31 protein-coding genes are annotated in these 26,456 nt (G+C 42.6%); 12 read left to right on the top strand and 19 right to left on the bottom strand.

Features of this window, described 5'->3' with window-relative positions:
• Positions 1-18: 18 nt before the first annotated feature.
• Together QMK20_RS26115 and QMK20_RS26110 are read right to left on the bottom strand one after the other, a co-directional pair.
• Entirely contained in the window at positions 19-1,023 is a 1,005-nt protein-coding gene (locus QMK20_RS26115; protein WP_283653919.1) for a sensor histidine kinase, read from the bottom strand.
• Complete coding sequence (locus tag QMK20_RS26110; RefSeq protein WP_283653918.1) at positions 1,016-1,711, bottom strand: response regulator transcription factor; 696 nt, start codon at positions 1,709-1,711, stop codon at positions 1,016-1,018. Before QMK20_RS26110 ends, QMK20_RS26115 begins: the two co-directional genes overlap by 8 nt.
• A 170-nt stretch (positions 1,712-1,881) precedes the next feature.
• Between QMK20_RS26110 and QMK20_RS26105 the strand changes: the two genes are divergently transcribed.
• Entirely contained in the window at positions 1,882-2,511 is a 630-nt protein-coding gene (locus tag QMK20_RS26105; protein ID WP_283653917.1) for a YfbR-like 5'-deoxynucleotidase, read from the top strand.
• 187 nt (positions 2,512-2,698) lie between these two features.
• Here QMK20_RS26105 and QMK20_RS26100 read toward each other — a convergent pair whose 3' ends face one another.
• Positions 2,699-3,883 (bottom strand): RCC1 domain-containing protein, encoded by a 1,185-nt coding sequence (locus QMK20_RS26100; protein ID WP_283653916.1) that lies wholly within the window; start codon positions 3,881-3,883, stop codon positions 2,699-2,701.
• 123 nt (positions 3,884-4,006) lie between these two features.
• On the opposite strand from QMK20_RS26100, the gene QMK20_RS26095 reads away from it, so the two are divergent.
• Positions 4,007-4,495, top strand: a complete 489-nt coding sequence (locus QMK20_RS26095) for a hypothetical protein (protein ID WP_283653915.1) — start codon at positions 4,007-4,009, stop codon at positions 4,493-4,495.
• A gap of 50 nt (positions 4,496-4,545) precedes the next feature.
• On the opposite strand, the gene QMK20_RS26090 is transcribed toward QMK20_RS26095, so the two are convergent.
• Positions 4,546-5,253, bottom strand: a complete 708-nt coding sequence (locus QMK20_RS26090) for a phosphodiester glycosidase family protein (protein WP_283653914.1) — start codon at positions 5,251-5,253, stop codon at positions 4,546-4,548.
• A gap of 248 nt (positions 5,254-5,501) precedes the next feature.
• Between QMK20_RS26090 and QMK20_RS26085 the strand changes: the two genes are divergently transcribed.
• Positions 5,502-6,488 carry an aldo/keto reductase gene (locus QMK20_RS26085; RefSeq protein WP_283653913.1) on the top strand — a complete coding sequence of 329 codons (987 nt, stop codon included), beginning with the start codon at positions 5,502-5,504 and terminating at the stop codon, positions 6,486-6,488.
• A gap of 78 nt (positions 6,489-6,566) precedes the next feature.
• On the opposite strand, the gene QMK20_RS26080 is transcribed toward QMK20_RS26085, so the two are convergent.
• Together QMK20_RS26080 and QMK20_RS26075 are read right to left on the bottom strand one after the other, a co-directional pair.
• Complete coding sequence (locus QMK20_RS26080; protein WP_137060860.1) at positions 6,567-7,190, bottom strand: acetate uptake transporter; 624 nt, start codon at positions 7,188-7,190, stop codon at positions 6,567-6,569.
• 111 nt (positions 7,191-7,301) lie between these two features.
• Positions 7,302-8,504: a glycosyl hydrolase family 28-related protein gene (locus QMK20_RS26075; RefSeq protein ID WP_283653912.1), complete on the bottom strand. Its 1,203-nt coding sequence runs from the start codon at positions 8,502-8,504 to the stop codon at positions 7,302-7,304.
• 193 nt (positions 8,505-8,697) lie between these two features.
• On the opposite strand from QMK20_RS26075, the gene QMK20_RS26070 reads away from it, so the two are divergent.
• The 4 genes from QMK20_RS26070 (at position 8,698) to QMK20_RS26055 (ending at position 11,439) form a co-directional block, all read left to right on the top strand.
• Positions 8,698-9,366, top strand: a complete 669-nt coding sequence (locus tag QMK20_RS26070) for a hypothetical protein (RefSeq protein WP_283653911.1) — start codon at positions 8,698-8,700, stop codon at positions 9,364-9,366.
• 70 nt (positions 9,367-9,436) lie between these two features.
• A complete protein-coding gene (locus tag QMK20_RS26065; protein WP_283653910.1) occupies positions 9,437-9,793 on the top strand; it encodes a nucleotide excision repair endonuclease in 357 nt (118 codons plus the stop codon).
• A gap of 110 nt (positions 9,794-9,903) precedes the next feature.
• A complete protein-coding gene (locus QMK20_RS26060; RefSeq protein WP_283653909.1) occupies positions 9,904-10,848 on the top strand; it encodes a helix-turn-helix transcriptional regulator in 945 nt (314 codons plus the stop codon).
• Between the two features lie 66 nt (positions 10,849-10,914).
• Positions 10,915-11,439 carry a DinB family protein gene (locus tag QMK20_RS26055; protein WP_283653908.1) on the top strand — a complete coding sequence of 175 codons (525 nt, stop codon included), beginning with the start codon at positions 10,915-10,917 and terminating at the stop codon, positions 11,437-11,439.
• Here QMK20_RS26055 and QMK20_RS26050 read toward each other — a convergent pair.
• The 4 genes from QMK20_RS26050 to QMK20_RS26035 all read right to left on the bottom strand — a co-directional run bounded on the left by QMK20_RS26050 (position 11,372) and on the right by QMK20_RS26035 (position 13,976).
• Positions 11,372-11,908, bottom strand: a complete 537-nt coding sequence (locus QMK20_RS26050; protein ID WP_283653907.1) for a Crp/Fnr family transcriptional regulator — start codon at positions 11,906-11,908, stop codon at positions 11,372-11,374. The two genes, QMK20_RS26055 and QMK20_RS26050, sit on opposite strands and share 68 nt — an antisense overlap.
• A gap of 36 nt (positions 11,909-11,944) precedes the next feature.
• Positions 11,945-12,685, bottom strand: a complete 741-nt coding sequence (locus tag QMK20_RS26045; RefSeq protein WP_283653906.1) for an SDR family oxidoreductase — start codon at positions 12,683-12,685, stop codon at positions 11,945-11,947.
• A 29-nt stretch (positions 12,686-12,714) separates the two neighbouring features.
• Positions 12,715-13,293 (bottom strand): TetR/AcrR family transcriptional regulator, encoded by a 579-nt coding sequence (locus tag QMK20_RS26040; RefSeq protein WP_283653905.1) that lies wholly within the window; start codon positions 13,291-13,293, stop codon positions 12,715-12,717.
• A gap of 137 nt (positions 13,294-13,430) precedes the next feature.
• Positions 13,431-13,976: a glutathione peroxidase gene (locus QMK20_RS26035; RefSeq protein ID WP_283653904.1), complete on the bottom strand. Its 546-nt coding sequence runs from the start codon at positions 13,974-13,976 to the stop codon at positions 13,431-13,433.
• Between the two features lie 203 nt (positions 13,977-14,179).
• Here QMK20_RS26035 and QMK20_RS26030 point away from each other — a divergent pair, with 203 nt between their 5' ends.
• Positions 14,180-14,911, top strand: coding sequence for a YheC/YheD family protein (locus tag QMK20_RS26030; RefSeq protein WP_283653903.1), 732 nt, complete (start codon positions 14,180-14,182; stop codon positions 14,909-14,911).
• A 94-nt stretch (positions 14,912-15,005) separates the two neighbouring features.
• Here the strand turns inward: QMK20_RS26030 and QMK20_RS26025 are convergent, their stop codons facing one another.
• A complete protein-coding gene (locus tag QMK20_RS26025) occupies positions 15,006-15,362 on the bottom strand; it encodes a VOC family protein (RefSeq protein ID WP_283653902.1) in 357 nt (118 codons plus the stop codon).
• A 270-nt stretch (positions 15,363-15,632) separates the two neighbouring features.
• Between QMK20_RS26025 and QMK20_RS26020 the strand changes: the two genes are divergently transcribed.
• Entirely contained in the window at positions 15,633-15,770 is a 138-nt protein-coding gene (locus tag QMK20_RS26020; protein ID WP_283653901.1) for a hypothetical protein, read from the top strand.
• A gap of 321 nt (positions 15,771-16,091) precedes the next feature.
• Here QMK20_RS26020 and QMK20_RS26015 read toward each other — a convergent pair whose 3' ends face one another.
• From QMK20_RS26015 to QMK20_RS25985, 7 genes are all read right to left on the bottom strand, one after another.
• Positions 16,092-16,619: a nuclear transport factor 2 family protein gene (locus tag QMK20_RS26015; protein WP_283653900.1), complete on the bottom strand. Its 528-nt coding sequence runs from the start codon at positions 16,617-16,619 to the stop codon at positions 16,092-16,094.
• 207 nt (positions 16,620-16,826) lie between these two features.
• Entirely contained in the window at positions 16,827-17,051 is a 225-nt protein-coding gene (locus tag QMK20_RS26010; RefSeq protein WP_283653899.1) for a hypothetical protein, read from the bottom strand.
• 21 nt (positions 17,052-17,072) lie between these two features.
• Positions 17,073-17,255 (bottom strand): hypothetical protein, encoded by a 183-nt coding sequence (locus QMK20_RS26005; RefSeq protein ID WP_283653898.1) that lies wholly within the window; start codon positions 17,253-17,255, stop codon positions 17,073-17,075.
• A gap of 649 nt (positions 17,256-17,904) precedes the next feature.
• Positions 17,905-18,498, bottom strand: coding sequence for a hypothetical protein (locus tag QMK20_RS26000; RefSeq protein WP_283653897.1), 594 nt, complete (start codon positions 18,496-18,498; stop codon positions 17,905-17,907).
• 239 nt (positions 18,499-18,737) lie between these two features.
• Positions 18,738-19,382, bottom strand: coding sequence for a hypothetical protein (locus tag QMK20_RS25995; protein WP_283653896.1), 645 nt, complete (start codon positions 19,380-19,382; stop codon positions 18,738-18,740).
• Positions 19,383-20,250: 868 nt separating this feature from the next.
• Positions 20,251-20,376, bottom strand: a complete 126-nt coding sequence (locus QMK20_RS25990) for an aspartyl-phosphate phosphatase Spo0E family protein (protein WP_235332259.1) — start codon at positions 20,374-20,376, stop codon at positions 20,251-20,253.
• 1,144 nt (positions 20,377-21,520) lie between these two features.
• The gene (locus tag QMK20_RS25985) at positions 21,521-22,906 is read right to left on the bottom strand and encodes a transcriptional regulator (protein ID WP_283653895.1); all 1,386 of its coding nucleotides are present in this window, start codon (positions 22,904-22,906) and stop codon (positions 21,521-21,523) included.
• A 176-nt stretch (positions 22,907-23,082) separates the two neighbouring features.
• On the opposite strand from QMK20_RS25985, the gene QMK20_RS25980 reads away from it, so the two are divergent.
• Positions 23,083-23,559, top strand: coding sequence for a hypothetical protein (locus QMK20_RS25980; RefSeq protein WP_283653894.1), 477 nt, complete (start codon positions 23,083-23,085; stop codon positions 23,557-23,559).
• A 2-nt stretch (positions 23,560-23,561) separates the two neighbouring features.
• Positions 23,562-24,002, top strand: a complete 441-nt coding sequence (locus QMK20_RS25975) for an AbrB/MazE/SpoVT family DNA-binding domain-containing protein (RefSeq protein ID WP_283653893.1) — start codon at positions 23,562-23,564, stop codon at positions 24,000-24,002.
• 193 nt (positions 24,003-24,195) lie between these two features.
• On the opposite strand, the gene QMK20_RS25970 is transcribed toward QMK20_RS25975, so the two are convergent.
• Positions 24,196-25,065, bottom strand: a complete 870-nt coding sequence (locus tag QMK20_RS25970; RefSeq protein ID WP_283656352.1) for an AraC family transcriptional regulator — start codon at positions 25,063-25,065, stop codon at positions 24,196-24,198.
• A gap of 283 nt (positions 25,066-25,348) precedes the next feature.
• Here QMK20_RS25970 and rlmN point away from each other — a divergent pair, with 283 nt between their 5' ends.
• The gene (gene rlmN, locus QMK20_RS25965) at positions 25,349-26,446 is read left to right on the top strand and encodes a dual-specificity RNA methyltransferase RlmN (protein WP_283653892.1); all 1,098 of its coding nucleotides are present in this window, start codon (positions 25,349-25,351) and stop codon (positions 26,444-26,446) included.
• The last annotated feature ends 10 nt before the right edge of the window (positions 26,447-26,456 follow it).

The raw sequence follows: 26,456 nt of genomic DNA, 5'->3' as shown, positions 1-26,456 counted from the left end.
AAGCATGTGACATCTCTGTCACATGCTCACCATACTCACGAAATCATTTTGTTTGGGAAAAATTAAAGTAAAGGTTGTACCGGCGTCCGGTTTGGAATGCATATCTATATGTATGAGCAAAGGCGTTGCTGCCTTTTTCGTTAAATATAACCCCATGCCCGTTGAAGTATGATCAGAATGTTGGGTCGTGGATGTAAAACCTTTCTCGAAAATACGGGGTATATCCTTCGGATCAATACCGCGACCAAAGTCTTGGACCTCAAGCCGTATTCGATCATTTTGTTCATAGCTGTGAATGATAATATCACTGGCATCGCTATATTTGATGGCATTGGTTAAGAGCTGCCTAACGATAAAAGCAAGCCATTTGGCATCACTCAGCACTTCCATTTGCTCAAGTTGGATATCAAAACCGATCCCTTTTTGGATGCACCATGATTGTAATGTTTTAATCTCTTTAAAAACCAGAGATTTTAAATTCACTTGCTCCACATACAAATCATTTTCAATAAAAGATATGCGTTTGTGATGGAGCTGCTGATCCAGCAGTAAGTGAATTCGTAACCATTCATAAGTTAGTTGAGCCTTTAGGGATTTATCGTCCAATCGCTCAATCATCAAATGCATGGCGGTCAAAGGTGTTTTTACCTCATGAATCCAGGATAATAGTTCATCTTTTTCGTGTTCAAGTGTCAATTGATTTTGCGAGATGATTTGTTGTAATCGTTCGGTCTGGTCGGTGATTTTTTGTTCAATGATTTGCTCAAATGGACTCTCCGGTTCGCCTATACCCGTTAATTCGAGAGGGATTTCCCATTCTTCTAGTGTTTTATAGAATTTGGTTTCTTTAGGGTAGCGGATAATTAAAAAACCCAAGAATACCATCATAGATAAGAAGACAATATAAAGGATCGGCATAAACGGGATTGCTGCATCCACATAAGCGATGAGCAGGATAAGGAATTGCTGACATACAAAAAGTAGAATCCAGCTTCGCCTTTCCATAAGATATTTTTTAATCATAGGCATGTGCCTCTTCTGTAGCCATGTAGCCTTGCCCCACCTTCGTTTCAATGAAACGGCCCAAATCCAGCTCATCCAGTTTTTTTCGCAGGCGATTCAAGTTGACGGTCAGGGTATTGTCGCTGACAAAACGTTCATCATCCCAAAGGCTTTTAATTAATTCCTCCCGGGAGACAATTTTGTTTTTTTGCTCAATTAGAAGCTTTAAAATATAAATTTCGTTCTTGGTTAATTCGATGGAGCCAGCCTCATTGGCAACTACATTTTTTTCGTAATCGACCGTGGCTCCACACCATGTTTTCAGGGAGACAGGTTCTGTATTGTAATTGTACACGCGGCGAAGTGTCGCCTGTAATTTTGCAATGAGTACATCAAAATGAAACGGTTTTTGGATAAAATCATCCGCTCCAAGCTGCATCGACATCACCATATCCGTAGGGTGATCACGTGATGATAAGAAGAGGATAGGGACGTTAGAACGGGATCGAATCATTCGACACCAATGAAACCCATCAAATTTCGGTAATTGAATATCAATCACGACCAGATCAGGCTTTATCGTTGTGAATTCCTGAATTACCTTACTAAAGTCCTGGATGCCATACACATCATAGGCCCATTGAGTTAATCTATCTTTAACTTCATGAAATAAAGTTTCATCATCTTCAATTAGCAAGATTTTAAACAACGATTTCACCGCACTTTTAACATTTTTATATAAAGTGTATAGCAAAATTGGTTTGCGTGCTATATGTATAAGTCTCCACTTTATACTGCGCTAATCTGCTGTTAATAGTTGAGCTCTATAGTAGGATCTATATCCACAAATATCATATAAACTAAAGGATGGATACAAGTATGGGGATTCATACGTATTTTCGATCGCTAAACGAGCTGGAAAGGATCATCCGCTGTCCAGGCAAGTTTAAATTTGAAGAACACAGCGTATCTGCTCATTCGTGGAAAGTGGTACAGTATGCCAAAACGCTGGCTGATATTGAAGAGCGAAACGGCGTAAGCATTGACTGGAAAAAGCTTTACGAGATCACAAGTAGTCACGATTATGGGGAGATTTTTATTGGAGACATAAAAACGCCTGTTAAGCATTCCTCCAAGGAACTCCGGTTATTAATCCAGCAGGTCGAAGAAGGTATGGTTGAGTATTTTATTGAAGAGAACATTCCGGAGGAGTTCAAAGCCATTTTCCGCAAACAGTTACGGGAAGGCAAGGACAATTCAGTAGAAGGTTTGATCCTTGAAGTTGCTGACAAGATGGATCAGGTGTACGAAGCATTTGCCGAACTACAGCGGGGAAATACTGAAAAAGAATTTATAGTCATGTATCGTAATGCGCTCGTTAAAATCAAAAATATTCGATTAAAATGCGTTGATTATTTTTTGGAAAATATTTTGCCAGATATGGTTAAGGAAGAAACGCCTTCATCCATTGATATTAAAAAGATTACGGAAGAAGCCTTAGCACTATAAATGAATTTTCTTACCGTCCAGAAGCTACAGAAGCGCTTCTGTTCATACATAATGATGTTTTTTTTAGTAATGGAGTAACCCCCGTATAAAAATAAAGAGCAATAAGTGGCAGTGATTAAAACTGCCCTTATTGCTCTTTTCTTCATGCATAGTCCTTGAACACTTTCTTAATATATGAAAATGTTATTTATTCCGAAAAAGGGTTGGGGAAATTCGTTTTAGTGGCTGCATTTTGTTGCTTGGTATTGCCAATTCCAAGTTCGCCATTTTTGTTATATCCCCAAGACCAGACCGTTCCATCCGCTGTCAAAGCGTGCGAATGGTTGCCTGCTGCACTGAATGCTACTACATCAGTAAGTGGAGTATTCATTTCATCTACCACTTGGGTAGGGACTTTAATAGAAAATACATCGGTTCCATCACCTACCTGCCCATCATTATTCGTTCCCCATCCCCACAGAGTTCCGTCATTTTTAAGGGCAAAAGTTTGGGATTTGCCTGCTTTCAGTCTACTTACATCGGAAATATTGATCAATACGGGTGATCTTCTAAAAGTAGAGGTTCCGTCCCCAAGCTTTCCAGAAGTATTGCTACCGGAAGCGTATACTTCTCCGCTATTCGTTAAAACATAAATGCGGTCAGCCCCGGCAGTAAAGGTTTTGATATCATCAATTCGATATTGAACAGGGGTAAGCTGGTTTTCTTTATCATCCTGTCCCAGTGCGCCATCATAACCTTTTCCCCATACCCATAGCTGATTATTTTTGTCTAAGGCTGCACCAAAGCTATCGCCAGCGTCAATGGCTACAATATCCTCCAAACCTTGTACCTGGACAGGCTTAACGGAAAAGGCGGAAACCCCTTTTGTGCCAATACCGAGTTGCCCAAAGTTATTTTCTCCGTAGGCCCATACGGTTCCGTCATTTTTTAAGGCCAGTGTGAATTGACCTCCTGCTCTCACTTCCTTAACATCATTAATATATTTGTTCTTAACAGGCTCTCTTGCCGTATCCCTCTTATTTCCAGTGCCCAGCTCGCCGTAACTTGCAAAACCCCAGGACCAGATGGTTCCGTCTTTTTTGAGCAAGGTTGAATGCAAATCACCAGCATCAATCATAGCGATATCAGATACAGCCGCTTGCATCGGACTTGTTTTATTATTTCCTCCACCAGCGCCTACGCCGAGTTTGCCATTACTGTTACTTCCCGTTGCATAAAATGAAGATCCATCTTCCATGGCCAGGAAAGCATTAGTTGTCCCTGCCGAGAGCAAATGATCGTAATTTACAGTAGAATCAGCGCTTGCTGTAATGGAACTTCCCATCAGAAGTGTGGATGCGGCGAGAGCTGCGAAACCTAGTTTTTTTAACATATTACTAAACACACCTTTCGAAATATAATGGATAATACTGACATGATTACAGCAACCAAATTGTTCCTGCCCACGTCTTAATAGTGAATCGTATTTTATAAACCAGATTAGGGAGGATCACTTATGAAAAATAGAGTTTCTGCCCTTGCCCTTATCTTGCTTGCAGCAGCATTATTGTCGGCATGTTCTAAAACAGAATCGGTTACGTTGGTTAACGAATCTAACGAATCGGTAGCTCAATCTATTTTTGATTTAGATCGTCTGGAAAGCACAACAGTATACACGGGGCGTGCTAAAATCGAAAGTATTGAAAAGATTGAAAAAGAAGTAGAACAACCATTAGCTGCCCCCACCATGGACTATTTGATCCGATTTGAACAGCCTGTTCAATTTGCTAAAGGACTGCCCAAAAGTGATGATCCAACCGAAAAGCCTATCCAGTCGGTGTATATATCTGTTCCAGATACACATATTTATAAGCAGATGGATGATCAGCGCAGGCAATTAATCAATCCAGCAGAATTACAGGTGGGGGAACCCATTGAAGTCTCTTATGTGTACCCTGTAACACCTGTTTTCCTGGCATTGGAAATCATCGTGCTGGATGAATGATAAAGGAGGCTGGTAAGGCCTCCTGCTCCTATGGAAGCGCATCATAATCCTTAGGTGATATTAATGAGCTTTACCATGTTGTAGATATAACGTGTTTGCTCATACTTCACCATAGTGCCTGCAGAATTTTTAACTTGAATACCGGACGAGCCTCCACCATCAAGAAGAATGGCTTCAAAGCAATCCTGTTGGATAAAATAATTGCGAAGCTGTTTCAGAGTCGCATTTTCATGAACAACCAGGTAGACCTGCCAAATATTATTCACGACTTTGAAGCCTAGGCCAGTTCGCCCGGTGGAGTCGGTGTATCGCAAGGTTCCATTCAAATCGAATTTTTCAATATCTTTTAAAGCCTCAAGCCATTCTTTTTCCTCCATCTTCAGCGACAGGCTGCCGCCGCTAATAATAGACTTATACGTAATCGAAGTCCCCATTTGTTTTTTGAGATCCGTCACACTTGAAGCACGGGTAATCCCCATTTTTGTTTTGTTGCTCTCCGTGTACACAAATGCTGTACCCCGGCTATTCCCTTTGGCATTCGCCTTGCTGTCATGGGTATTATTGGGTGTGACCGCAATGGATAGGCAATCCGTCGGCGGCTTTGTTGTGCTGATGGGGTTGAAGAAGCCCCCATTAATCCCATAGTCGGTTTGCTGTGTGATCCGGCTTCTAATATTTTTATTTTGAATATTCGAAGCTGGCGTAATGATCACATGAAAACCATCGGACGTTTTGGTATAAGAGTAGTTTGTTGGCATTATGGGCAACCTCCGGGTGAAGTATTTTGAAACCGAATCTCGCGCGATAATTCGTTTCTCATATATATAGGAAATTTACAGCCGTCTCTTACAACCTGGAAATCAAATTTTTCTAAAAATATTTGATATAGCGTGTACTGAGACAATGCTTGACTTAAAGTTAACTTTAAGTAGTAACATACTGGATGTAACGTGATGGTGATTAGAAAGGCCGATGACTATTCTTTCAATATAGGAGTTGATGGGAATTGAAAAAGAAACAACTGGGTAAAAGTGACCTTAAAGTATCTGCACTGGGTCTGGGCTGCATGGGAATGTCCGAATATTATGGCGAGTTGAATGATCAGGAGTCGATCAAAACGCTTCATCGTGCGTTGGAATTGGGGATCAACTTCTGGGATACAGCAGATGTCTATGGTGTAGGAGAAAATGAAAAATTGATCAGTCAAGTCCTGCGGAGCCACCGGGATGAGGTGGTATTGGCTACCAAATTCTCCATTATGCGCGGAGAGGATGGGGGATTCTTGGGTGTAAACGGCCGTCCTGAATATGTGAAGGAAGCGTGTGACCGCAGTCTTCAAAGGCTGGGTGTAGATGTCATTGATTTGTACTACCAGCACCGTGTCGATCCGAATGTACCTATCGAGGAAACGGTCGGCGCGATGAGTGACCTGGTTCAGGCGGGTAAAGTCCGCTATTTGGGACTGTCCGAAGCTTCTCCTGCGCTCATTCGACGCGCCCACAAGGTGCACCCGATCACAGCCCTGCAAACGGAATACTCCTTATGGAGCCGGGAAGCGGAAGATGAGGTTATACCCGCTTGCAAGGAGCTGGGAATTGAGTTTGTAGCGTACAGTCCGCTGGGACGCGGTTTTTTGAGCGGGCAAATTCAGAAGTTTGATGATTTTGCAGAAGATGATTTCCGTCGTACCGTGCCACGCTTTCAGCCTGAGAATTTCCAGAAAAATCTCGATCTCGTACAGCATATTAAGGACCTCGCTGCTCAAAAAGGGGTCAAGCCTTCTCAACTGGCCTTGGCATGGCTACTTGCGCAAGAGGGAATTGTACCGATTCCAGGCACCAAGCGGGTTACTTATTTAGAGGAAAATGCGGGGGGAGTCGATATCTCTTTATCTACGGAGGAAATGGAAAATATTAACGAGATCATTCCCAAAGGAATGGCAGCTGGCCTTCGTTATGCGGCAGAGCGGATGCCGAATTGGCAAGCAGAATAATTCCAGCTTTATAACCCAAAAAGCCGTCCTTAACGCGGATCGGCGCGAAAGGCGGCTTTGCGGGGCTTACATATACAGCTATGGTCGTGGTTTGAAAATACCGAAGGGACGTCCTACAGGCAGGAACGTACGGCCAAAATGTGCATTCAGAACAGCGGCTCCTGTACCGTATAGCGAGAGTAGACCAATACCCATTTCAGCATAAGCGGCGATGGTATGGAAAATCTCTGGTGCAACGCCGAATGCATCAAAGCTAAGACCGAGGAACAGAAAATCAATCAGGACAAAGATAAAGAATAGGACCTTATGCGTCTCCATCGCTCCAATGGTCATGAACAGCGTGAAGATGAGGTAGCCGGCAAAGGCAAAGCCGAGCTGCTTACCGTCTACAGCAGACGCCAGCTCAGGGCCGAATACGCCCATTTTGATCATCCAGCTACTGGCTACGGCTAACCAGAAGAAGGCGTAAGCACCAAAAGCCGTCATGCCAAAGGTGTTGTTATGCTTTGCATCCTGAATGCAGGCAAACAGCTGTGCAAAGGCACCAAGGAAGATAGCCCAAGGGATGATGAAGCTCAAGCCCTCAGTGAGACCGAGCTTTTGGGATGAAGCGACAAGCGTTACAATAGCCAAGCCAAACAGACCGATCGCGCTCGGATCGGCCGTTACGATTTTTACGTTAGAATGAGATTCGTTTTGCATGAAAAAATAGAAGCCTCCAATAATGTTCAAGTACGCGTCAATCTGCCGATGCCAGAATCACACTGACATATTGTAACGGAAACAGAGGAACTAGCATAGTACATAATTCTGCTACCGATTGCGGTTGCCTTTATTCACATTATTGCTCCCACCCTCAATACTGACTGATTTGCCTGAAGTATCTGTGATGTTGTCCTTAATTTCATTGGAGCTGGAATCGGTGACACGTATTCCTATGTTGGAAAATCCGGAGTACGTGGTCATTTCGTTACCAATAATTTTGTTGTTGTTTGCGTTAGCAAGGCGAATGATTGTGTCAGGATTAAGTGAAGAATTGGTTTGAAAAAACTCATTGTCTGTAAAAGTATTGCCGTCCGATTGAACCAGAAGACCTTGCAGGGATGCATTTTTTATCGTATTTTTGTATACATTATTGTCTGTTGCTCCAGTCAGTACAAAGATTCCCCGAGGATAATTTTCAATTACATTATTGTTGACGGTGTTGTGGGCACCGTTATTAGGGATACGAATGCCAGCATATCCGTCGGATTGATGGGTTTTGTTAATAATTTGGTTTCCGGTGACCGTTGTGTAGGTTGCGCGTGACAGATTGATTCCACTGCCGCCGCCCGAATTGGTAATTTGGTTATTCGTAATTTTGACGTTACGGAACTCGCCTGCCGGATAGCTTTCATGTCCGGTGGCAATGGCATGTCCATTATTCTGGTCAAAGCGGCTGTTGGTAATCTCTGAATCTCTCGTTCTGCGAAGAAGGGCTCCGATTGTGGTATCGCTAATCTCCACGCGATCCAGCGTGAGGTGCGAGACGGCCACATCTATAATCATACCGCCTACCTGACTTTCGCCACGAGCTTCACGGTTCGCACGGTCTGCGTCAATGGTGAGATTCGATAGCTTCACGTCTAGTCGGTCAGAATTGTTTCGTAGAATCGGATTCCCAATCACGTATTGGTTTTTAGACCCTGTTTTTTTGAAAATCGTTTTGCCCATTCCGTCACCGTTCAGACTAACTCCGGCGTATAAACGAATCGATTCGTCGACCAGATATGTACCTGCCGGGAAGTATACGGTTCCCTCTGTACCACGATCATAAAAATACTTCAACGCATTTTGGATTTCCCTGGATTGTGAGGAATTCGAGTTGGGTTTAACGCCAAAATCCTTGGCATTAATCACGTTGTCGGCTGCTTGGGCCACATGTGGGCTTCCTCCTATAGAGCCTTGAATAACGAGTGCAATGACAGCTACCAGCAATAAGCTGAGCCTGCCCTTGCGATTAAAAATACTAGACATTGTAAACACTCCTCCTAACAAGATTGTTGAAACAATTACATAATTACCCTTAATATATCGGTTAAAATGGGTTTTATTTCAAGTCTTTACTACAATAAAATTACAGAGCCACTAACTTTCAGCTTGCTTTAATTTTATTTTCAGCTTGACTGGGTACAATCAAGGCAATTTTCCTTGGGAGGACACATAACGAATGAAAACGAAAAAGACCGTTTGGATTCCAGCAATAATCGCAGTGACGGCAGCAGCTCTGCTCGTAATCTACTATTACTACATGTCTTCGGTTTCCGGCGGCGGACCTGGTCCGCGACCGCCAGAAGGCGGCGTAAGTAACCTGCCTACAGGGCCTGTGGGCAGACGTCCCGGTGGAGAAGGTGGGGGCAATGGGGAAATATTCAAGACTTTGGGTACGATCTCCGTATTCCTTGGCGCGGCCGCTTTTTCTTGGTTCTGGTTTAAGAAGAAGCTAAGATCGCCATCGATATGGGTCAGAAAAGCCGGGAAGTTGTTACATTCCCTGCATAAGCTGCTGGGTTGGGCGACCTTGATCCTGATTGCTGTTCACGGTATCTATTTCTTGATTACCAAGCTTCAAGATCACAAAACCTACACCGGGCTTGCGGGCTTTGCCATTCTGCTGGCGATCGCCGGGTATGGCTTCTTCATTAACAAAGTGCGTAACAAGTGGATGCGGACCGTACATCGTTTGCTGGGATTGCTTTGGGTTCCCGTATTGCTGCTACATGCTGGCGGATCCGCGATCATGGCGGTCATCGCCAGCCTTGCAGTGGGGGTTCTTGTCTGGGTACTGGAAAGAATGGCGGGGAAAACGACGAAGCCTGTCCCGGAGGACGCTCTCTGACTATCTTGAATGGTGTTACGTCGGGATTTGTGATAGTATTTACACCTATATAGAATGAGGAAGTGACATAGTGATAAACATAACGATTCCAACCCCGGACATCACGATTACCAAACAGGCTAACCCTGAACTGAGCCATATTTACGGATTTACAGATTTCCACCTGATTCCCAGAGATAAGAGTGGTATTTTTATGTTTTACAACGCGCAGGAGGAATTATTGTTCGTTGGTAAAGCAAGAAAGCTGAGACAAAGAATCAAAAAGCATTTTGAAGATACCGTATCGCCGATTAAGGCGAATCGCAACGAAGTGGCGATTATTGAGGTTTGTATTGTAGAAGATGCGGTGGAGCGAGAAATCTATGAAACCTACATCATCAACTTACAAAAGGCTAAATATAACGTCGAAAAAGTGTTTTTCAAGTAATGAAGTAACTTTCGTATGAAAAAAAGAGCAATAAGTTGCAGTGATTGTACTGCCCTTATTGCTCTTTTGTATTACTGTATTTTAGATCCTTCCAGAGAGGGTGCCGTGGTATGAACAAAACAGACCGCCTGCTAGCTATCTTGCTAGAATTGCAACGTAAAGATATTTTACGAGCCGAGGATTTGGCGGCCATATTCGAAACAAGTGTGAGAACCATCTATCGGGATATTCAGGCACTAAGCGAATCGGGTGTGCCGATTATAGGTGCACCCGGCATTGGATATTCCCTGATGGAGGGATATTTTTTGCCCCCGGTGAGCTTTAGCGTGGAAGAAGCCGTAGCGTTGCTAATCGGGACAGATTTTGTTGAACAAAAATTTGATGCAGATTACGGCATTAAGGCGCAGGCTTCTCGCAGAAAGATTGAAGCTATTCTACCGGAGAGTGTTCACAGGGAAGTTTCCCGGGTGCGTACGACCATCAGACTGCTCGCGGTGGGTGAAGGGGCAAACCTTAAAGAGAAAACCTGTTTGGAAACGTTGCGTCTCGCTATATTGGGAAAACGGAAGGTACGGTTCGGCTATTCCAAAAGAATGCCAGAGGCTGACGGGAATCGTCAAAGTGTGCGTGTGGTCGCCCCCTATGGGCTTGTGCTGATTCGTGGTTCGTGGATGTTGATTGGGCAATGCGAATTGCGGCAGCAACTTCGCCATTTCCGCTTGTCCCGGATGGACGAGCTTATCGTGCTGGAAGAAAGGTTTCAGTTCCCCATCGATTTTAATTTGCAGGATTATAAGCAAACCGATGATCGCCATGTACGTGTTCGTATATTAGCCCGTTCGGATATCGCTGATAAAGTGAAGGAAGCGAACAATTTTTACATGGAGGCTGTAGAGGAGCGTGCGGATGGACTGCATGTACTTTTCCGCGTCAGGCAGCCAGAGGAATTACTACAATGGATACTCGGGTGGGGTGCAGATATGGTCGTGCTGGAGCCTGAATCGCTCCGGGATCGGGTACGATCGGAAGTCGAAAAAATGTTGAAATGCTACTGACATAAGGCTGTCAGTAGCATTTTTGTATAGTAAAGCTACTTGAAGGAGAGGGGCAGTTAATAGTATATGAATACAACAACCGAAACATTGCAGCGTTTTGAACAAACGGTACAACATTATCTTCTTGAATTGGACCACTTTAGCTTGGAGCAATTGCAGTACACACCGCAGGAGGGCGAATGGTCGCTTGGAAAAATGTACCTTCATTTGGTGAACTCTGCTCTTTATATGCATCTGAAGAACATTGATCTTTGTCTAAAGCCAGATGGAGAGATAGGGACTAAAACGGAGGCAGGCACGGCCATTTTTGATCTGGGAGGCTTTCCGCCCGTGCGTATCCAGGTCCCGCCATCCCCGCAGTACACTCCCCCGCAACCGACTGGCAAAGAAGAAATTGTGGAGGGATTAAACGTTGTAATTGGCAAAATGAGAGAGATTGAGCCGAACGTTGGGGAAACAGCAGGGAAGTCTACCGTTTCTCATCCCAGATTCGGCGCGTTGAACGCTGGAGAGTGGTTTACGCTTATCGAGATGCATTATCGCCATCATCTTTTGCAGAAGGAGCGCTTGAAGCGCGCAATAGCCGGTTAATCGTCTCCCGGCGCAGCCCGATGAACTGGCCGATTTCCTCCTGCGTCAGCACGTCCGTTAACGTGGCGGGGGCGATATAGGAGTGGAACCAGCGTTGAAGCTTCCGAAGCTTCTCGGCAGGTGACACCTCGGTGAGCTGGTCAATTCGTTGCTGCATCATGCGCAACTTGTCCTGTAGCTGCAAAGCGATAGCCCGACATTGAGCCGGGTCCTGCTCCAGCGCCTGATACCATTCTTTTTGCGACAGAACCTCAACCTCAGAGGTTACCAGCGCCACCGCTGTACCATAATAAGGATTGGGGCTGATTAGGGAGTGGTGCGGGATAATTTCATCGGGCACAATAACGTTGACTAAAATTTGTGAGCCATCCTCATGGACTCGGATGATTTTTAACAAGCCACTCTTTAACTGATACAGAGGGCCGGATTCTCCTTGTCGAAATAGGGTCTCCCCTTTGTGTAATATCATGAACGTGAACAGCCTCCATTTCATGTATTTCGGTTTTTAGATGAACCCGCCGTTGACGCGGATCGTCTGCCCGGTAACCCATTGTGATTTGGCGCTGACCAGGAACTCAATCACATCCGCGATATCCTCGGGTTCACCGAGACGGCCGAACGCATTCATTTTTTTCATACCTTCGATCTGCTGCTCGGTTTTCCCTTCTTGAAAAAGCTCGGTATTCACGGGGCCGGGAGCCACGGCGTTGATCGTAATTTGTTTGCTTCCGAACTCCTTGGCAAGCTGACGGGTAAATTGCTCAACGGCGCCTTTGGTACCCGCGTATACGCTATACGAAGGAAACATTTGTCCAATCACGGATGTGGAAATGTTCACGATTCTTCCGTAGTTCTCCATATGCTTCATCGCTTGCTGGCAAGCAAAGAAGGTGCCTTTTACATTCAGTGCAAATTGTTTGTCAAAATCGGCCTCTGTCACGTCTGCAAGCGGCTTGGTGATCATCAGCCCTGCGTTGTTAACCAGAATATCCACTTTTCCAAATTCAGTAATCGTACTTGTAAATAATGCTTCAATATCACTCATCTTGCCCAAATCAGCGTGAAGTGCTATGGCTTTGCCGCCTTTTTGAATAATGCCCTCCACGACTTCTTTGGCTTTGTCCGGGCTGCTGGCATAATTGATGATTACATTAGCGCCCAGATCAGCCAGCTGCTCGGCAATGGCACGTCCAATTCCTCTGGAGGAACCGGTAATAATCGCTGTTTTTCCGTCCAAATGCTTCATATGTGCTTAACCTTCTTTCCATATATTTTTTAAGAGATTCCTTTTTCTAAAAGCGCCCATACATCCGAAAACTCCTGGTCAATCGCAGGATTCTTCCATTCGTAAGCATGAGCGGGATGATGGAAACGGGCTGTGGCATAGAAAAGGGTACGCGCCAGTTGGGCTGGCTGATCCGATGTGATGCCCCCGCGTACAATGATGTCAGCGAGCTGATCTACAATGTGGGCGATATGCTGGTCGATTAAATCAGTGGCTTGCTCGGTGACCCGGGTATACATGTCGAACATTTCCTCGTCATCGCGGGCATAATACTGCTTGAGTTCGATCAAGGTCTGTGTATATCGTTGTAAATGCGGCGTTCCCAGCAGGGATGAATCCTGACACACCTCCGTTAACGGAGCGATAATCTTTTCATTCAGCCATTTTTCGGTCACGCCTTCAAGAAGCTCGGCTTTGCTTTTAAAATGTCGATAAATGGTGCCATGACTTACTCCCAATACTTTGGCAACATCGGTCACGGAGGTTTTGGCTACACCAAAACGTCTAAGTGTGTCTTCTGTAGCGATGAGAATCTGTTCCTTGGTTAAAATATCTGAGGATTTTTCCATAGAGACACGGTCAAGTTGCCGTGTGAGTCACCTCCTTAAAGTCAGGATATCAAAAAGAGTATCAAATGACAAATATTTATTTTTGTCATTTGATACTCTTTTATTTTTAAACTAATTTAAAGGAATAAACTGAAACCCTACAACAGTGATTCGATGACAGAATCTATTTCAAAGGGCTCCGTCGTTGATTCAAATCTTCCATTTACATGACCATCGCGATCGATCAGAAACTTGGAGAAATTCCACTTGATCCCGTCGCCAGCGTATATTTCCGGATACTTATCCCTCAAGAAATCCTCCATCCATTGACCGTCCTTGGTTTGGGTATCGAAGCCTTGAAACGGTGCCTGTTGTGTCAGATATTGAAATAAAGGATGAGGAGATGGACCTCTTACATCCATTTTCTCAAATAGCGTGAATGTTACTCCATGGTTAATTTGGCAGACTCCCTGAACTTCCGAATTGCTACCCGGCTCTTTTTCATTGAATTGGTTACAAGGAAACGCGAGAATTTCAAAACCCTGTTCCCGTCGACTTTCATAGAGCTTCTGTAGATCAGCGAATTGACGGGAAAAGCTACATTTGCTGGCTGTGTTTACGATGAGGAGAACTTTCCCGCTGTAGTCTGACAGTTTAATCGGCTTCCCGTTAATTGAGGTTGCTTGAAAATCATAAATAGACATATTAAAATCCCTCCTCATATTACTTTTTATACATCATATATCCAGAGTGTCTATTGGTCTAATATATTATTCGAATGACCTTTATAGGTAGAAGGGGATTTGCCTCTTTCATATCAAACTGTGGCATTCGCCGTTACCAAGATAGAATATGGATGCATATTCATGTAATGCGTGCAAAAACCCAACAGAATCGAGGGATACTCGTGCCCATTGGAAAGATGATTCAATATAAGGAAATGCGACAACATCCCGTTTTAAGTTCTTATCTGCCGGAGACCCGTTGGATTAGCAATGCAAGAACTTTGCGCATGCTGGACGAATATCGGACGGTTTTCATTAAGCCTAATTATGGAAGCGGGGGGACTGGTATTATACGGGCCAAAAAGCTGGGGAGGAGGTATGAGATTCGTTGCGGCTCCAGTCGAAGAATTGTCAGATCCCACGCGGTGAGAAGAGCGATCAAAACCCATCGGAGGCCTCATCGCCGTTATTTGGTACAGCAAGGACTTCGGTTAGCGAAGTACAAAGGTTCGATTTTTGATGTTAGAGTGTATATGCAGAAGCCGGATTCGGAATGGGTCATTTCAGGAATAACCGGTCGTGTTGCCGCACCCCAAAAAGTGGTTACCAATTACCGCAAAGGAGGACATGCGGCACCATTGTCCAAAGTGCTTTTAAAGGTCTTTAAAAATGACAGAACGAAAATGAAAGAGACTCTGGATCAGATCATCGAACTTTCTAAAATGGTTGCCGACACGATAGATAAAAATCATCCGTTTCGCGAGCTGGGTATTGATCTTGCTATTGAGAAGAATGGTCAAATCTGGATTATCGAGGCCAATCCGCATCCCGGACATAAGTTGTTCAAGCAGCTCCCCAATCATAAGATGATTCACAACATTTTGAGAAACAAACGTCGGATTGAAAAACATTAGTATAAAGTTATACTCCATTTTTCAGCCTGAATCCGGCCCTCATCAAGAGCCGAATTCAGGCTGATGTGTTATTTTGTCTTGTTTTATAGTGTGGTCATTGGCCTCGCGGTTCAACATATTCAATAAAAGTGCCATCCGGGTGCTCTACAAAAATACTCGGCCCCACAGGACCGTGCTGATCCCTTACAATCGGGGTCCCTTCTGCGGCCAGAATGGCTTTAAGCTCTGTCATGGAGTCCACATACACTACAGAGCGCAGGTTTTTGGCAAGCTCCAAAGCTTGCTCGGTCCCCGAAACGATGACATAGGGATAGACCGAGGCTAATTGAAGCTCGGCGTCGGGAATAGCCCATTGTCTGTCTGACGGCTTTCCTGTTATTTTTTCATAATGGGCTACAGCCGACTCCAGATTACTCGCAAATACGGGAATAAAATGATCTGTAATATTCATAATTTCATCCTCCAGTTGAGTTGTACATAATGGTGGTATTTTATGTAAAAAGAAGCCGCTCAAAATCATGAGAAGGCTCCTTATTACGGATAATGGTTCAGTTGATTCGGTTTTAATGGGATATGAAATTTTTGAACAACTGTACGATCGTTTAACTCAATTGGAGCAACAAGAGGAAGAACGTATATTAGTCGAACGTATAGAAAGTCTTGATCGGGACCCAGCATCCGCGAAATCCTGGAAAGATATCCGTCGAACTACCTAAACTGAATGAAAGAATTGTTTGATATTCGTTTACATGAGGCTGCGGAAAAAGAATATAACCAGCTGGATGGTTCAGTTCCTGATGAGGTCAATAAAGTCAATGAAGGAGTTAATATTCCGGTATGGAAAAGACAAGATGATTAGAATGGTGAAGATCATTATAGGAGCAGACTACTCCCCCTGCTCTTGTCTTGCCTGCTCTCCTGCTCACCGATCCAGAAGCCAAGCGCGAGTAATGCTAAAAAAAAAAGACGCTTCTGGTTTCCCAAAGACGTCTTTAATAATCTTCAATCCATAAAGATACATATATAAATAAGACGTAAGCTAGAACAAAGAATGTAATCACACTAAGGGGGATAATCCAAGTAAGATGAGTCTTAAATGGTGTTAGCATTTTCTGGATAGTCGGCAGAGATCTATATTCTAATTCTTCTAAATCTTCCTCCGCTTCTTCTTCATCTCTAACTAAAAGTTCACTCCATAACTTGTAAGTTCAACAGCTGATGGCTTGACAGACGATGTACTATTCTCTTTTGATTGAGACTGAATTAATTTTTCAACCTTTTTGCTTTTTGTCTCTTGCCCGCCTATCAGTACCTTCCAACTATCGCCCTTTTTAATGATGGGGTATGTGACTGTATTTATTGAACCATCATCTTTTCTAGTTAATTCAACCGTAGCAGTATAGGTGCCATCAGAAGCTGAAACGACATTTTTGATGCTGACATCAGAAAATGGATTATTGCTTACTGATTCCTTATACTCTTTCAATTGTTCCTGTTCGCTATTAAATCTCGTATCTATCACCCATTTTGCGGCTTCCGAAGCATCTCCGGATATTGCGGCTTCCACATAGTTTTTTATTGATTGTTTGGCTAATTCTTCATTAGAAGCACTCTCGGCGCCAGTAAGACCAGGAAATACGGACATTGCAAGCAAAGAAATCAATAACATTGTCTTTTTTATTTTACCATTAAAGCTTGAAAATTTCATTAATATTCCATCCTTTCTTTTTTTAGATAAATATACCTTACGTCGTTTTGGAATAAATGTTCACTACAATCATGTAAAAAAGTTCAATAATAATGAGGCCGCCACCTGAATACAATTTACTTGTTATCTTCTTCCTTAACATAAGTAGCGTCATATGCAATAATTACTTTGGTTTTATCTGTAGCCTCTGAAACATCGTAAACTACTTCATTTTGACTGAAGTGTTTTTACAAACAATCCATCCTTCGTTTTGATCCTGTCAGGATGATTAAGTTGTTCTACAACATCGGCCGGAACTGGCTCGTAAGTAACACTTTCCGATTTTCTAAGGATATCAGCTTCGGCATTTACATTATTTATAATACATCCAGTGAATGCAACAGCACTCACTGTTAAAATAGCCAGCATCCAAGTTATTGGTTTTAATTTCATAGAAACCTCACAAATTATTATTTATTTTGTATATCCATTTCCAGGTATAGAAATTCCGCCAGAGTGATTTCCAATGAGTAAATACACTGGGTTATCTGATGTTCCTTTAGGAACATTATAAAATGTAATTGTTGTCTTATTGCCGTCACTAATATTGCCATAAACCTGAACTGTATCAGATTTATTTTTATAATCTTTAGTCATGAATTGATAGTTAACTCTAGCTGGTTTACTAGAACTATAGGTGTCCTGTACTAAAGTAACAGAAACTTGCCCAGATCTATGAGTAGGTAAAGGGCTTGGCATGTGAAATAATATTATAAATATATTGCATTGTTATTATAATTTTTTATCAATGGTAATCATTTCAATAATAATTATATCACACGATTTCTGTTTTTCTACGCAAATGTTCAATAATCCCCTATAAATGAATCCCCTCTCCTAGATAGCTAACCTTACAAAGCTTTTAACAAGCTTGTATTGCCATTTCCTTTAGGTTAAAGGATAGGTTTTATTGGTCATTGGTTGGTTTTTGAAATTAATATTTATAGACAGTATGAACACTTTCTCTATTAAACAGACATTTAACATTCACTTTAACGAAGAAGCAAAATTGATAATTATAGGGAGTGTTTCACTTGTTCTAAGATGTAATTTCCAGAAATGAGATTAATTTATTGAAAATATATACATTAATTAATCTGTGGTCAATTTATTTTTTACATAAATACATTCTTTTGAATTATTTGATATGATTAAGCTTTTCTCAAACTACAACGTGAACCCTAAGAAACAACGCAAAGAAGTCTCCAGACCTGAGGCCCAGAGCTTTCTTTGTTTAGGTCAGTTATTATTTTGCGTCCGAAGGCAATGAACCGGCTACGCCCCAAATTTCCACATTAACTTTGTTTGTACCACCGCGGAACTGAATTGTATATCGTCCAGAACGCAAACCGTCCGAAATTCCCGCATCAGTACTTCTCCAAACTGTTTCACTGTTTTTGCTGATTGTCTTGCCGTCAACATACACTTTACCAGAATCGTTGTGCTGTACAGTAAAATCAACCGGGGCATTAACATAGTTCCTAATGCGCAATTTAACATGCCCAAAACCCTTAGGAACCTCGAAGCTACCTGGTGCAGTTGCACTTCCCCCTACAGTAAAGTTAAAAGAATTCCCCACGCTCTGAGGAGTTACTACATGGTCACCAGTAGTTGTTGTACTTGCATCTTGGGTCGCTGTAGTGGATATATTCGCAGAAATCCTATCAGGATGATAAAGTCTGTCTAGTACGTCAGCAGGGGGAACAGGATCGTAAGTAACGCTTTCGTTTGGAATAGGGGCATCGTGATCAGCAAGCACACTATTTGTAATAACAACAGTTAATACACTAGCACTTACTGCCAAAATAATGAGCCCCCAAGTTGTTGCTTTGAATTTCACAGCCACACATCCATTCTAATTATTTTGTAAACCCATTTCCTGATATGAAAAGTCAATAGGCGTGACAAATCCCGTCCATTATTGAAAGAATAGGATAGGAAGTGTAACTGTTGAACATTCAGAATCTCACGAACTAAAAAGGACGCTCCAGATCAATTCCAGAGACGTCCTTCGTGACTTTTCTGTTTTTCAGTAGCATTGTTTTAAAAAATCAGAAAGTTGCTGGCCCTACTCAGTTGTTATTGGTAAGCAGGTGCAAGGTAAGTATTGCGAACATTCGTAGCGACAAAATCCCATGAGCTTATTCTTTGTCCAGTGTAATCATCATACTGAACGGCTCTATACTTTTTAAGAGTTAAGTCAGCCGAAACCCCTAGTCTACTAAATCTACTCGGGTCTGCCGGGATTTGCGTTGCTACTGAATACAAGTACGAAACTCCGACAGTAAAAGATACATCGTCGTATTTTAGCGTAGTAGAAGCGGTATAGGTTTCCCCACTATTAACTGTATAATTACTTGCTTTGGCCCAGTAAGGAGTATTCTTATGATAATTGATAAATTGGTGATCTCTTGTAGTACCTGAAATAAACGTGTTGTCAATGTGGGTACTGGAAGGCCGTATTACAGAGTCGACAGCTTCTAACTGGACTGTGGTATTCTTATCATTTGAGGCAGCTACGTAAGAATCATAATCTTCTTTTGTCAAAAAGGACACTACATCGCCGTTATCCAAAGAAACCGTTTTATAGGCTCCATCAACCACAATAGTCGCAGAAACAACATCCGGTTGGGGGACTGCTGCATCATTTTGTGCTGCGTAAATGTTAGGTGTACCCACAACAAAAAGCAGTAAAGCAGAAAGAATAATCGCGAATTTTTTCATAAGATTTCCTCCTGGTCATATATTTACATTATAATGATAACAATAACATCTGTTTTGCGGACGTTTTATCACACTTCATAAAGGAGAGATATACATGTATTCCGTAAGCGGCACCATAGCTTTAATATCAAGCATGTCTATGTTCTGGCTTTTATACTATTTAGAACACATCAGTTCCGCAGGGTTTAATGATGCTTTTTACTTATTCCCACTGATCTTAATTGTTCTTTGTATTTATTTTTATTGGAAGGATCATGATGCAAAAAAGTAGGTGATCCTTCATCTCATTATCCAGACACTTATATCCCCTCCCTTCTTGACCGGTTGATGCACACATTCGGTCTTGGGTGGCATTTTCGCTGCCCTTGACCCGGTCACTCTACCGATTGATCTTGCTTCGTATGTCACTACATTTTCACAGCCAGGACTCCTTTCCAAACAAGTAGCTTAAATACCTTGTTAAGTGATATTTATACAAATTCCTATGCACTATTGAAGTAGATAGGAGGTGTATACATCTTGCGTTACAAAAATACATAAATTTTTAATTAATGGTAATAATTTCAATAATAATTATATCACACGATTTCTGTTTTTCTACGCAAATGTTCAATAATCCCCCACAAATGAATCCCCTCTCCTAGATAGCTAGCCTCACAAAGCTTTTAACAGCTTGTATTTCCATTTCCTGTTAATGTATTTCCCTTTTAAAAAAGCCATTATATAGAATTATTATACTAGTTAGATGAGAGGAGGAATAGTTTTGCATAAACAGCATCCGTTTTATTTACTTGAACGAAACCAGCGTCATGCTAAGGCAAGAAAAACAATGTAGGTGATGTGGCTCTGAAAGCATGAGGATGTTTGGTTATATCAGTTGGGTCAGCTTCTTGGTCTGGAACATACGGTTGTACTGATTTATCAGTTCATCCAAAAGCATAGACTGTTCAAGCACACAGGCATGTCCGAAACCATACTGTTTCGTACAGATCATGCAATCGTTGCCGGGCATCTTCCAACTGTTGATTTAACGTTTCATCTGTATTCATAGCGCATTTCCTCCTAATGTATCTCATTTTAGGATGGAATGTGGAAATATGAATGGCTGTTTTAGCAATCAAAAATCAGCAAAATATAGCAAAAACGTGCATACTGCTGCGGTAAGAATTGTTGTGTGTACATATCCGTAGATGAAACTTCCTGATACGCCGTAATTTGAGGTTCAAAGCGCTGGAGAATATGATCCACATCAGTAGCTCTCCGCCTAATTAATCATAGACCCCGAAAATGTTTGGGGTGGAAAACCGCTCACGAATCCTTTTCAGAGTAACTGTCGCACTTGGTTTGACAATCTGTCTCTATATAAAAAAGTTCAATAATAAAGGGTTAATATTCTTGTATGTGGTGAGCTGCTTTTTAGCATGGTCATCGTGCGAGTGCCTTGCCTTCTGATCACTGGGTGTATGGTCAGGAAAATCCAGCCAACATGCGGATTTATGATTGAACAGTTACATTACATTTTTTGTGCATGTTAATTTTTGGAATGAGAATGTATTTAACTATAAAATAAGACACTTTATAGAATAATATTCATTAAGTGATAGGAGGGTTGTTTTTGCATACATCAAGATGGATTAGAAAAGTAGATACCTTGGGAAGAGTCGTTATACCGATGGATATAAGGAGGGAATTAGGCATTGTAAAGCAGGACGCGTTCTCATTGTCCTCAACAGAACAAGGCATCATCCTACACCAAATAGACAAAGAACAATGTGGGTTATGTGGCTCAAAAGATAGTCTGGTGCCATATAGAGATTCCTTTGTTTGTATCGCCTGTAGACATGAACTGAAATCATTGTGATTGGCTAAAGAAATTGGGACAGCTTCCAACTGCTGATTTAACGTTTCATAGCGCATTCCATCCCAATTAATCTCATTTTAGATTGGAATGTGGAAATGTGAATGGCTGTTTAGCAATCAAAAATCAGCAAAATATAGCAAAAAAAGACCAGCGGCTAGGCTGGTCAATGGTAATAAAATAGTGCTAGGATCAAGCTCCACCAATGTGTTCTTGCGGTTTGAATATGCCCAGGGCAGGATCTTTAGGCTGAACTGGTAGTACGAGTACCAGTACAAAGCTAGCTGCTGCCAAGAGCAAAGCCATCTTTTTGATCGATTTCGTTCCACATTTTTTGAAGTTTTCTTCCTGTTTCAAGGACAGCTTTCACACTAAAGCGCTCAAATAATCGTGCACAATTTGAAATAATCAGTTGATTATTAATTGTAAGAGCATGTTCCCAAGCGACTAAAAGGCACTCGAAGCCATAAGAGTATCTGCCCTTATTCAGACTATAGTTAGCCATCTTGTACCAAAACCGTGCATACTGCTGTGGTAAAAATTGTTTTGTGTACATATCCGTAGATGGTACTTCCTGATACGCCGTAATGTGAGGTTCAAAGCGCCGAAGGATATGATCCACATCTATGTTATAGCGATTGGCTGCTTCAATAACGTTTAAGAGCTCGGCAAAAATAACTTTTTCGCCAGCCATATACTCTACGTAATCCGGCAGGACACTCACATCTCCCGACATCAGCTTGTTCACATACCTATTAATTTTCGCCCAATGCTGGAATTGGCCCAACCAATGGAGCGTGTCCGAGTCACTTTCCTTAACCCAGCTCAGATCAGCATAGCCTTGAAGATGTACTAATGCCTGCTCATGATCTCCCTTGGCATCGCAAGCATTAGCACACATCAATTCGGCGTAAGCTATGTATACAAAGAGCGGCCTGCTTAGCTTCTTTTGTGGTTCTTTTTCCTTGCGCTCAGAGTTATGAACCATGTCATAGTATATTCTCCCTAGCTGTCCCATCTGCTTTGCATACTTATACACCTTGTCCCACTGACTCAATGCTCTGTACACATTCGCTAAATCCTTCAACGCATCCAGTTGGTCGGCTTCATGCAAACGATGGACAAACGATTCAAATTTGGCCGCGGCGTCCATATTGCGATTCTGGTCCTTTCCAACCGCAATCTGAAACAACCGATAATGGGACAAGGCAAGTCGTTCGGAATGCTGCTGCTTTTCACTCTCGGCTATATTTTCATACAGGTAAGCGGCTGCGTCCTGATACCCATTTTGGAAAGAAGCTTCGGCTAATTCAAAAAGGTTGGGAAGATAGCCAAGATTATCTAGTAGAACACTTACCACTCGCTGCAAACAATCCAGCCGATGAAACTGCACACATCGGTACAGGAAGGGGCAAATTCTTCGCCAGTTAATCGGTTCATCTACAGTGCACTCTTCAACATACCGTTCATAAAAATGATCCGGTGGTAAATTCATGCCCGCAGTAATGAGATCCAATTGGTAAACGGAAATAGGACGGTTGCTCGTCAAAATGCCACTCATCGTGCCGGGATTCAAGCCTGCGATGTGCCCAAATTGAGTCTTGCTCAAGCCTTTTTCTTTCAGATATGTTTGAATTTCTGCTCTTATCTTAGGTGTGATTTCCATGAATAAACCACCCTCTCAGCGTGAACTATAATATGATGCTCATTTTAATAAAAAAATTAATTGGAAATCTTATAATATAATAAAATTTTTGCCTTTCCTTAATTATACCATCTTATGGAATAATAATAAATGCTTCTATTTTATTGCTTTTTATCTTGGTAATAGGAGTTGTTTCAATGAGAAATATAGCAATGACAAGAAAGATAGACTCGCTAGGACGATTCGGAATGCCTAAAGAAATACTATATATGGTTGATATTAGACCAGGCGATTCAGTGGAAATTTTTATGGATGCAGAAGCGAGCACAATATCACTAGGTAAATACATCGGCCAATCCTGTAAATTTTGCCAATCAACCGAAGTATTAAGCACCTTTAAAAATTCTCTCATATGCAATGAATGTAAAAGTCAATTGATAGCTACTCAAAAGGATAAACGGAATCCACAACCAAAAGAGGTGATGACACAGCTGCTTTTGGTTTTGCTAGAAAAGTACCCTGACGCTACACAACAGGAATATTCTGATATGTTACGCATACCAATAGCTCGTTTAAGGAATCTTTGTCAAACAATTACACAGAACAAAAATAATGAGAAAGAGATTAAGTCCAATCCGGGCATCAATTCTACCATACTCAAAAGGAGAGGTTAGCATTGAAAAATACAGGTATGATACGCTCTCTAGATACGTTATTTCGGATCGTTATACCCAAAGAAATGCGCGTAACCATGAACTTGGAGGTTGGTGATGCTATTGAATTTCTTGTGGATGATGAAGGGAGCTTCTTTGGTCTGCAAAAGTATGTCGGCACTTCTTGTAAACTGTGTGGCTCAATTGAACGTCTAACCTATTTCAAGGGCAAGCTTTTATGTACGAACTGCATAGCTGAATTGAAGGGGAATATTAGTACAATACCATTGCCCAAGATTAAGGAGCCAAGACAAAGAGAAAAACGAACGTATCAGCCGACACAAAACTTGATCGAAAAACTAAGGGAATTGATGCGTGAACATCCCAATGCCAAGCAAAGCGAATACGCCAAATGGATTGGCGTTTCGCAAGGCCGTATATCTCAACTCAAAAAGTTATTGTAGGCTGACCGGAGATCCATTTTCGATCATTTTCCGAGCAATTGTATACAACAAAAAAATGCCTGCTTGCGTAGCAGACACATCGAGAAATCCATACAGTATGAAAAACCACCGGATAGCTAGGCTCTCGAACCTATTCCTGGTGGTTTTTCTGTCTCGTACTTGTTTATAGATGTTTATCAGCTTTGTTATAGGTTTACTTTTTCATAACTGGAATCCATACTTCGCAGCGATAGTCCTCAGCCCGCGAGTCCCCCATCATATATACCTCCAGCTCGGGTCCGCCTGAATGCTCATAATTGCTGGCCGGGAACCATTCCTGAAAAATTCGTTGCCATACCTTTTGGATCGAATGAGGCATAGGGCCGATGGATGTAAACACGGCCCAAGTTTCGGCCGGAATCGTTCTGGCATCCAATCCGTTGGAAGCAGCTACGTCCTCACTGCCTTCGGCGGCAATCAGGTACGTAAATTTCTCTTCCCCATGCTTGAAATCCAAACAAATACCGAGGATATCGTCGCTTGTTCCCAAGGCTTGAATCCGATCCGATGTACCATCAGCGTTCAGCTCGTCCCAGAATTTCGGGATTTCCCGGAAATTTTCACCGTCTTTCGTTGTGACTTGGATGGACTTGCCAATGACCGTAAAGGCCGCTTTCTCTACAATTTTATAATCCATATCCTGATCTCCCTTCAACGATAGATGGAAGGTAATGCGTGGAAAGGCTTTCAGGTTCACCCCAGGGCTTCTGGCCTCAGAGGGAGATATACCATGTACCTTACGGAACGCTTTAGAAAAAGATTCGGGGGAATCATATCCGTATTTGAACGCTACATCCAAGACTTTGGTGGTAGAAAGACTCAATTCCTGTGCAGCCAAGGTCAATCGACGTTTACGTATATATTCGGCTACCGTGACGCCGGTTAGCATATGAAACATACGTTGGAAATGAAAGGGAGACGAATAGGCTGCCTTTGCAATTTCGTCGATATCCAGCGGCTGCTGCATTCTTTCTTCCATCAGATCCAGTGCGTTCTTGATCCGAAGTAACCATTCCAACCGCATCACCTTCCTTGGTTGTAATCATATCATTAGCGGTGTCCGTAATCCTGTCTTTGCGTGCTCTTGTTGAACAGACTCTGTCGCCTAGTTTAATGGGACGCATACTCTGTTTCAAGTCGGAATTTCATACTGAAATTTTGGAAGATACAATTCGTCTCTCCCTCTTGTGTTCATAATTAAAATTTGGGACAATGAAAGAAGCGTTTAAATAGCGAAGACTGCTTAAACATGCTATGATGCAATGATGGCTGAGACGAATTTTAACGTTTTGAAAAGAGGATCGAACATGAAAAAAGAATCCATTTATGGATTAACACTAGATCAGTTGACAGCATGGCTCATCGAGCGTGGACATAAGAAATCCCGGGCGTTGCAGGTATGGGACGCACTTTATCGGAAACGGATTACTGATTTTGCCGCGATGACGGAGGTTCATGAGAACTGTACCCGCCTGTTGGCAGAGCATTTTCCGATTGAAACATTGGAGGAACACGTAAAGCAGCAGTCGGCGGATGGGACGGTCAAATTCTTGTTCCGTCTCCAGGATGGAAATCTGATTGAGACAGTATTGATGCGGCACAAGTTTGGGCTGTCGGTATGTGTGACAACGCAGGTGGGCTGTAACATCGGGTGCAGCTTTTGCGCGAGCGGGCTGTTGAAGAAGAGTCGTGACCTGTCCAGCGGTGAAATCGTCGAGCAGATTATGAAGGTGCAGTTGTATCTGGATCAGGAACGTCCAGGCGACCGGGTCAGTCACGTCGTCGTGATGGGGATTGGTGAGCCGTTTGATAACTTCGTGAACCTGTCCGACTTTATCCGAGTCATTAAGGATCATAAAGGGCTGGCGATTGGTCCGCGTCATATTACAGTTTCCACGAGCGGACTTGCCGATAAAATTATTGAATTTGCCGATTCCGATCTGCATGTCAATTTGGCGATTTCCCTTCATGCACCGAATAATGAGACTCGTACCCGCATTATGAAGATCAATCGGGCGATCCCGATTGAGAAGCTGATGCAGGCGATTGATTATTATTTGGACAAAACAAATCGTCGTATTACGCTGGAGTATATTTTGCTGAAGGATATTAATGATACCAAGGAGCATGCGCTGGAGTTGGCTGAGTTGGTAGGCCACCGTCGTAATTTGGCAAATGTAAACCTGATTCCATACAATCCGGTGGATGAGCATAGCCAATACCAGCGGAGTGAGTCGGAGTCGATTACGGGCTTCTATGATGTTCTGAAAAAACAAGGCATTAGCTGTAGTGTTCGGCTGGAGCATGGAGTCGACATTGACGCGGCTTGCGGACAGTTGCGCAGCAAGCAAATCCGCAAGGATGCAAAAGGTAGTCGCAATCCGGAACGCGAGGCGATTAGTTAATACAGAAGCG

Source organism: Paenibacillus sp. RC334, from assembly GCF_030034735.1.
Classification (GTDB): domain Bacteria; phylum Bacillota; class Bacilli; order Paenibacillales; family Paenibacillaceae; genus Paenibacillus; species Paenibacillus terrae_A.
Note: the sequence above shows the minus strand (reverse complement) of the source record. Positions and strands in the feature narration are given on the sequence as shown.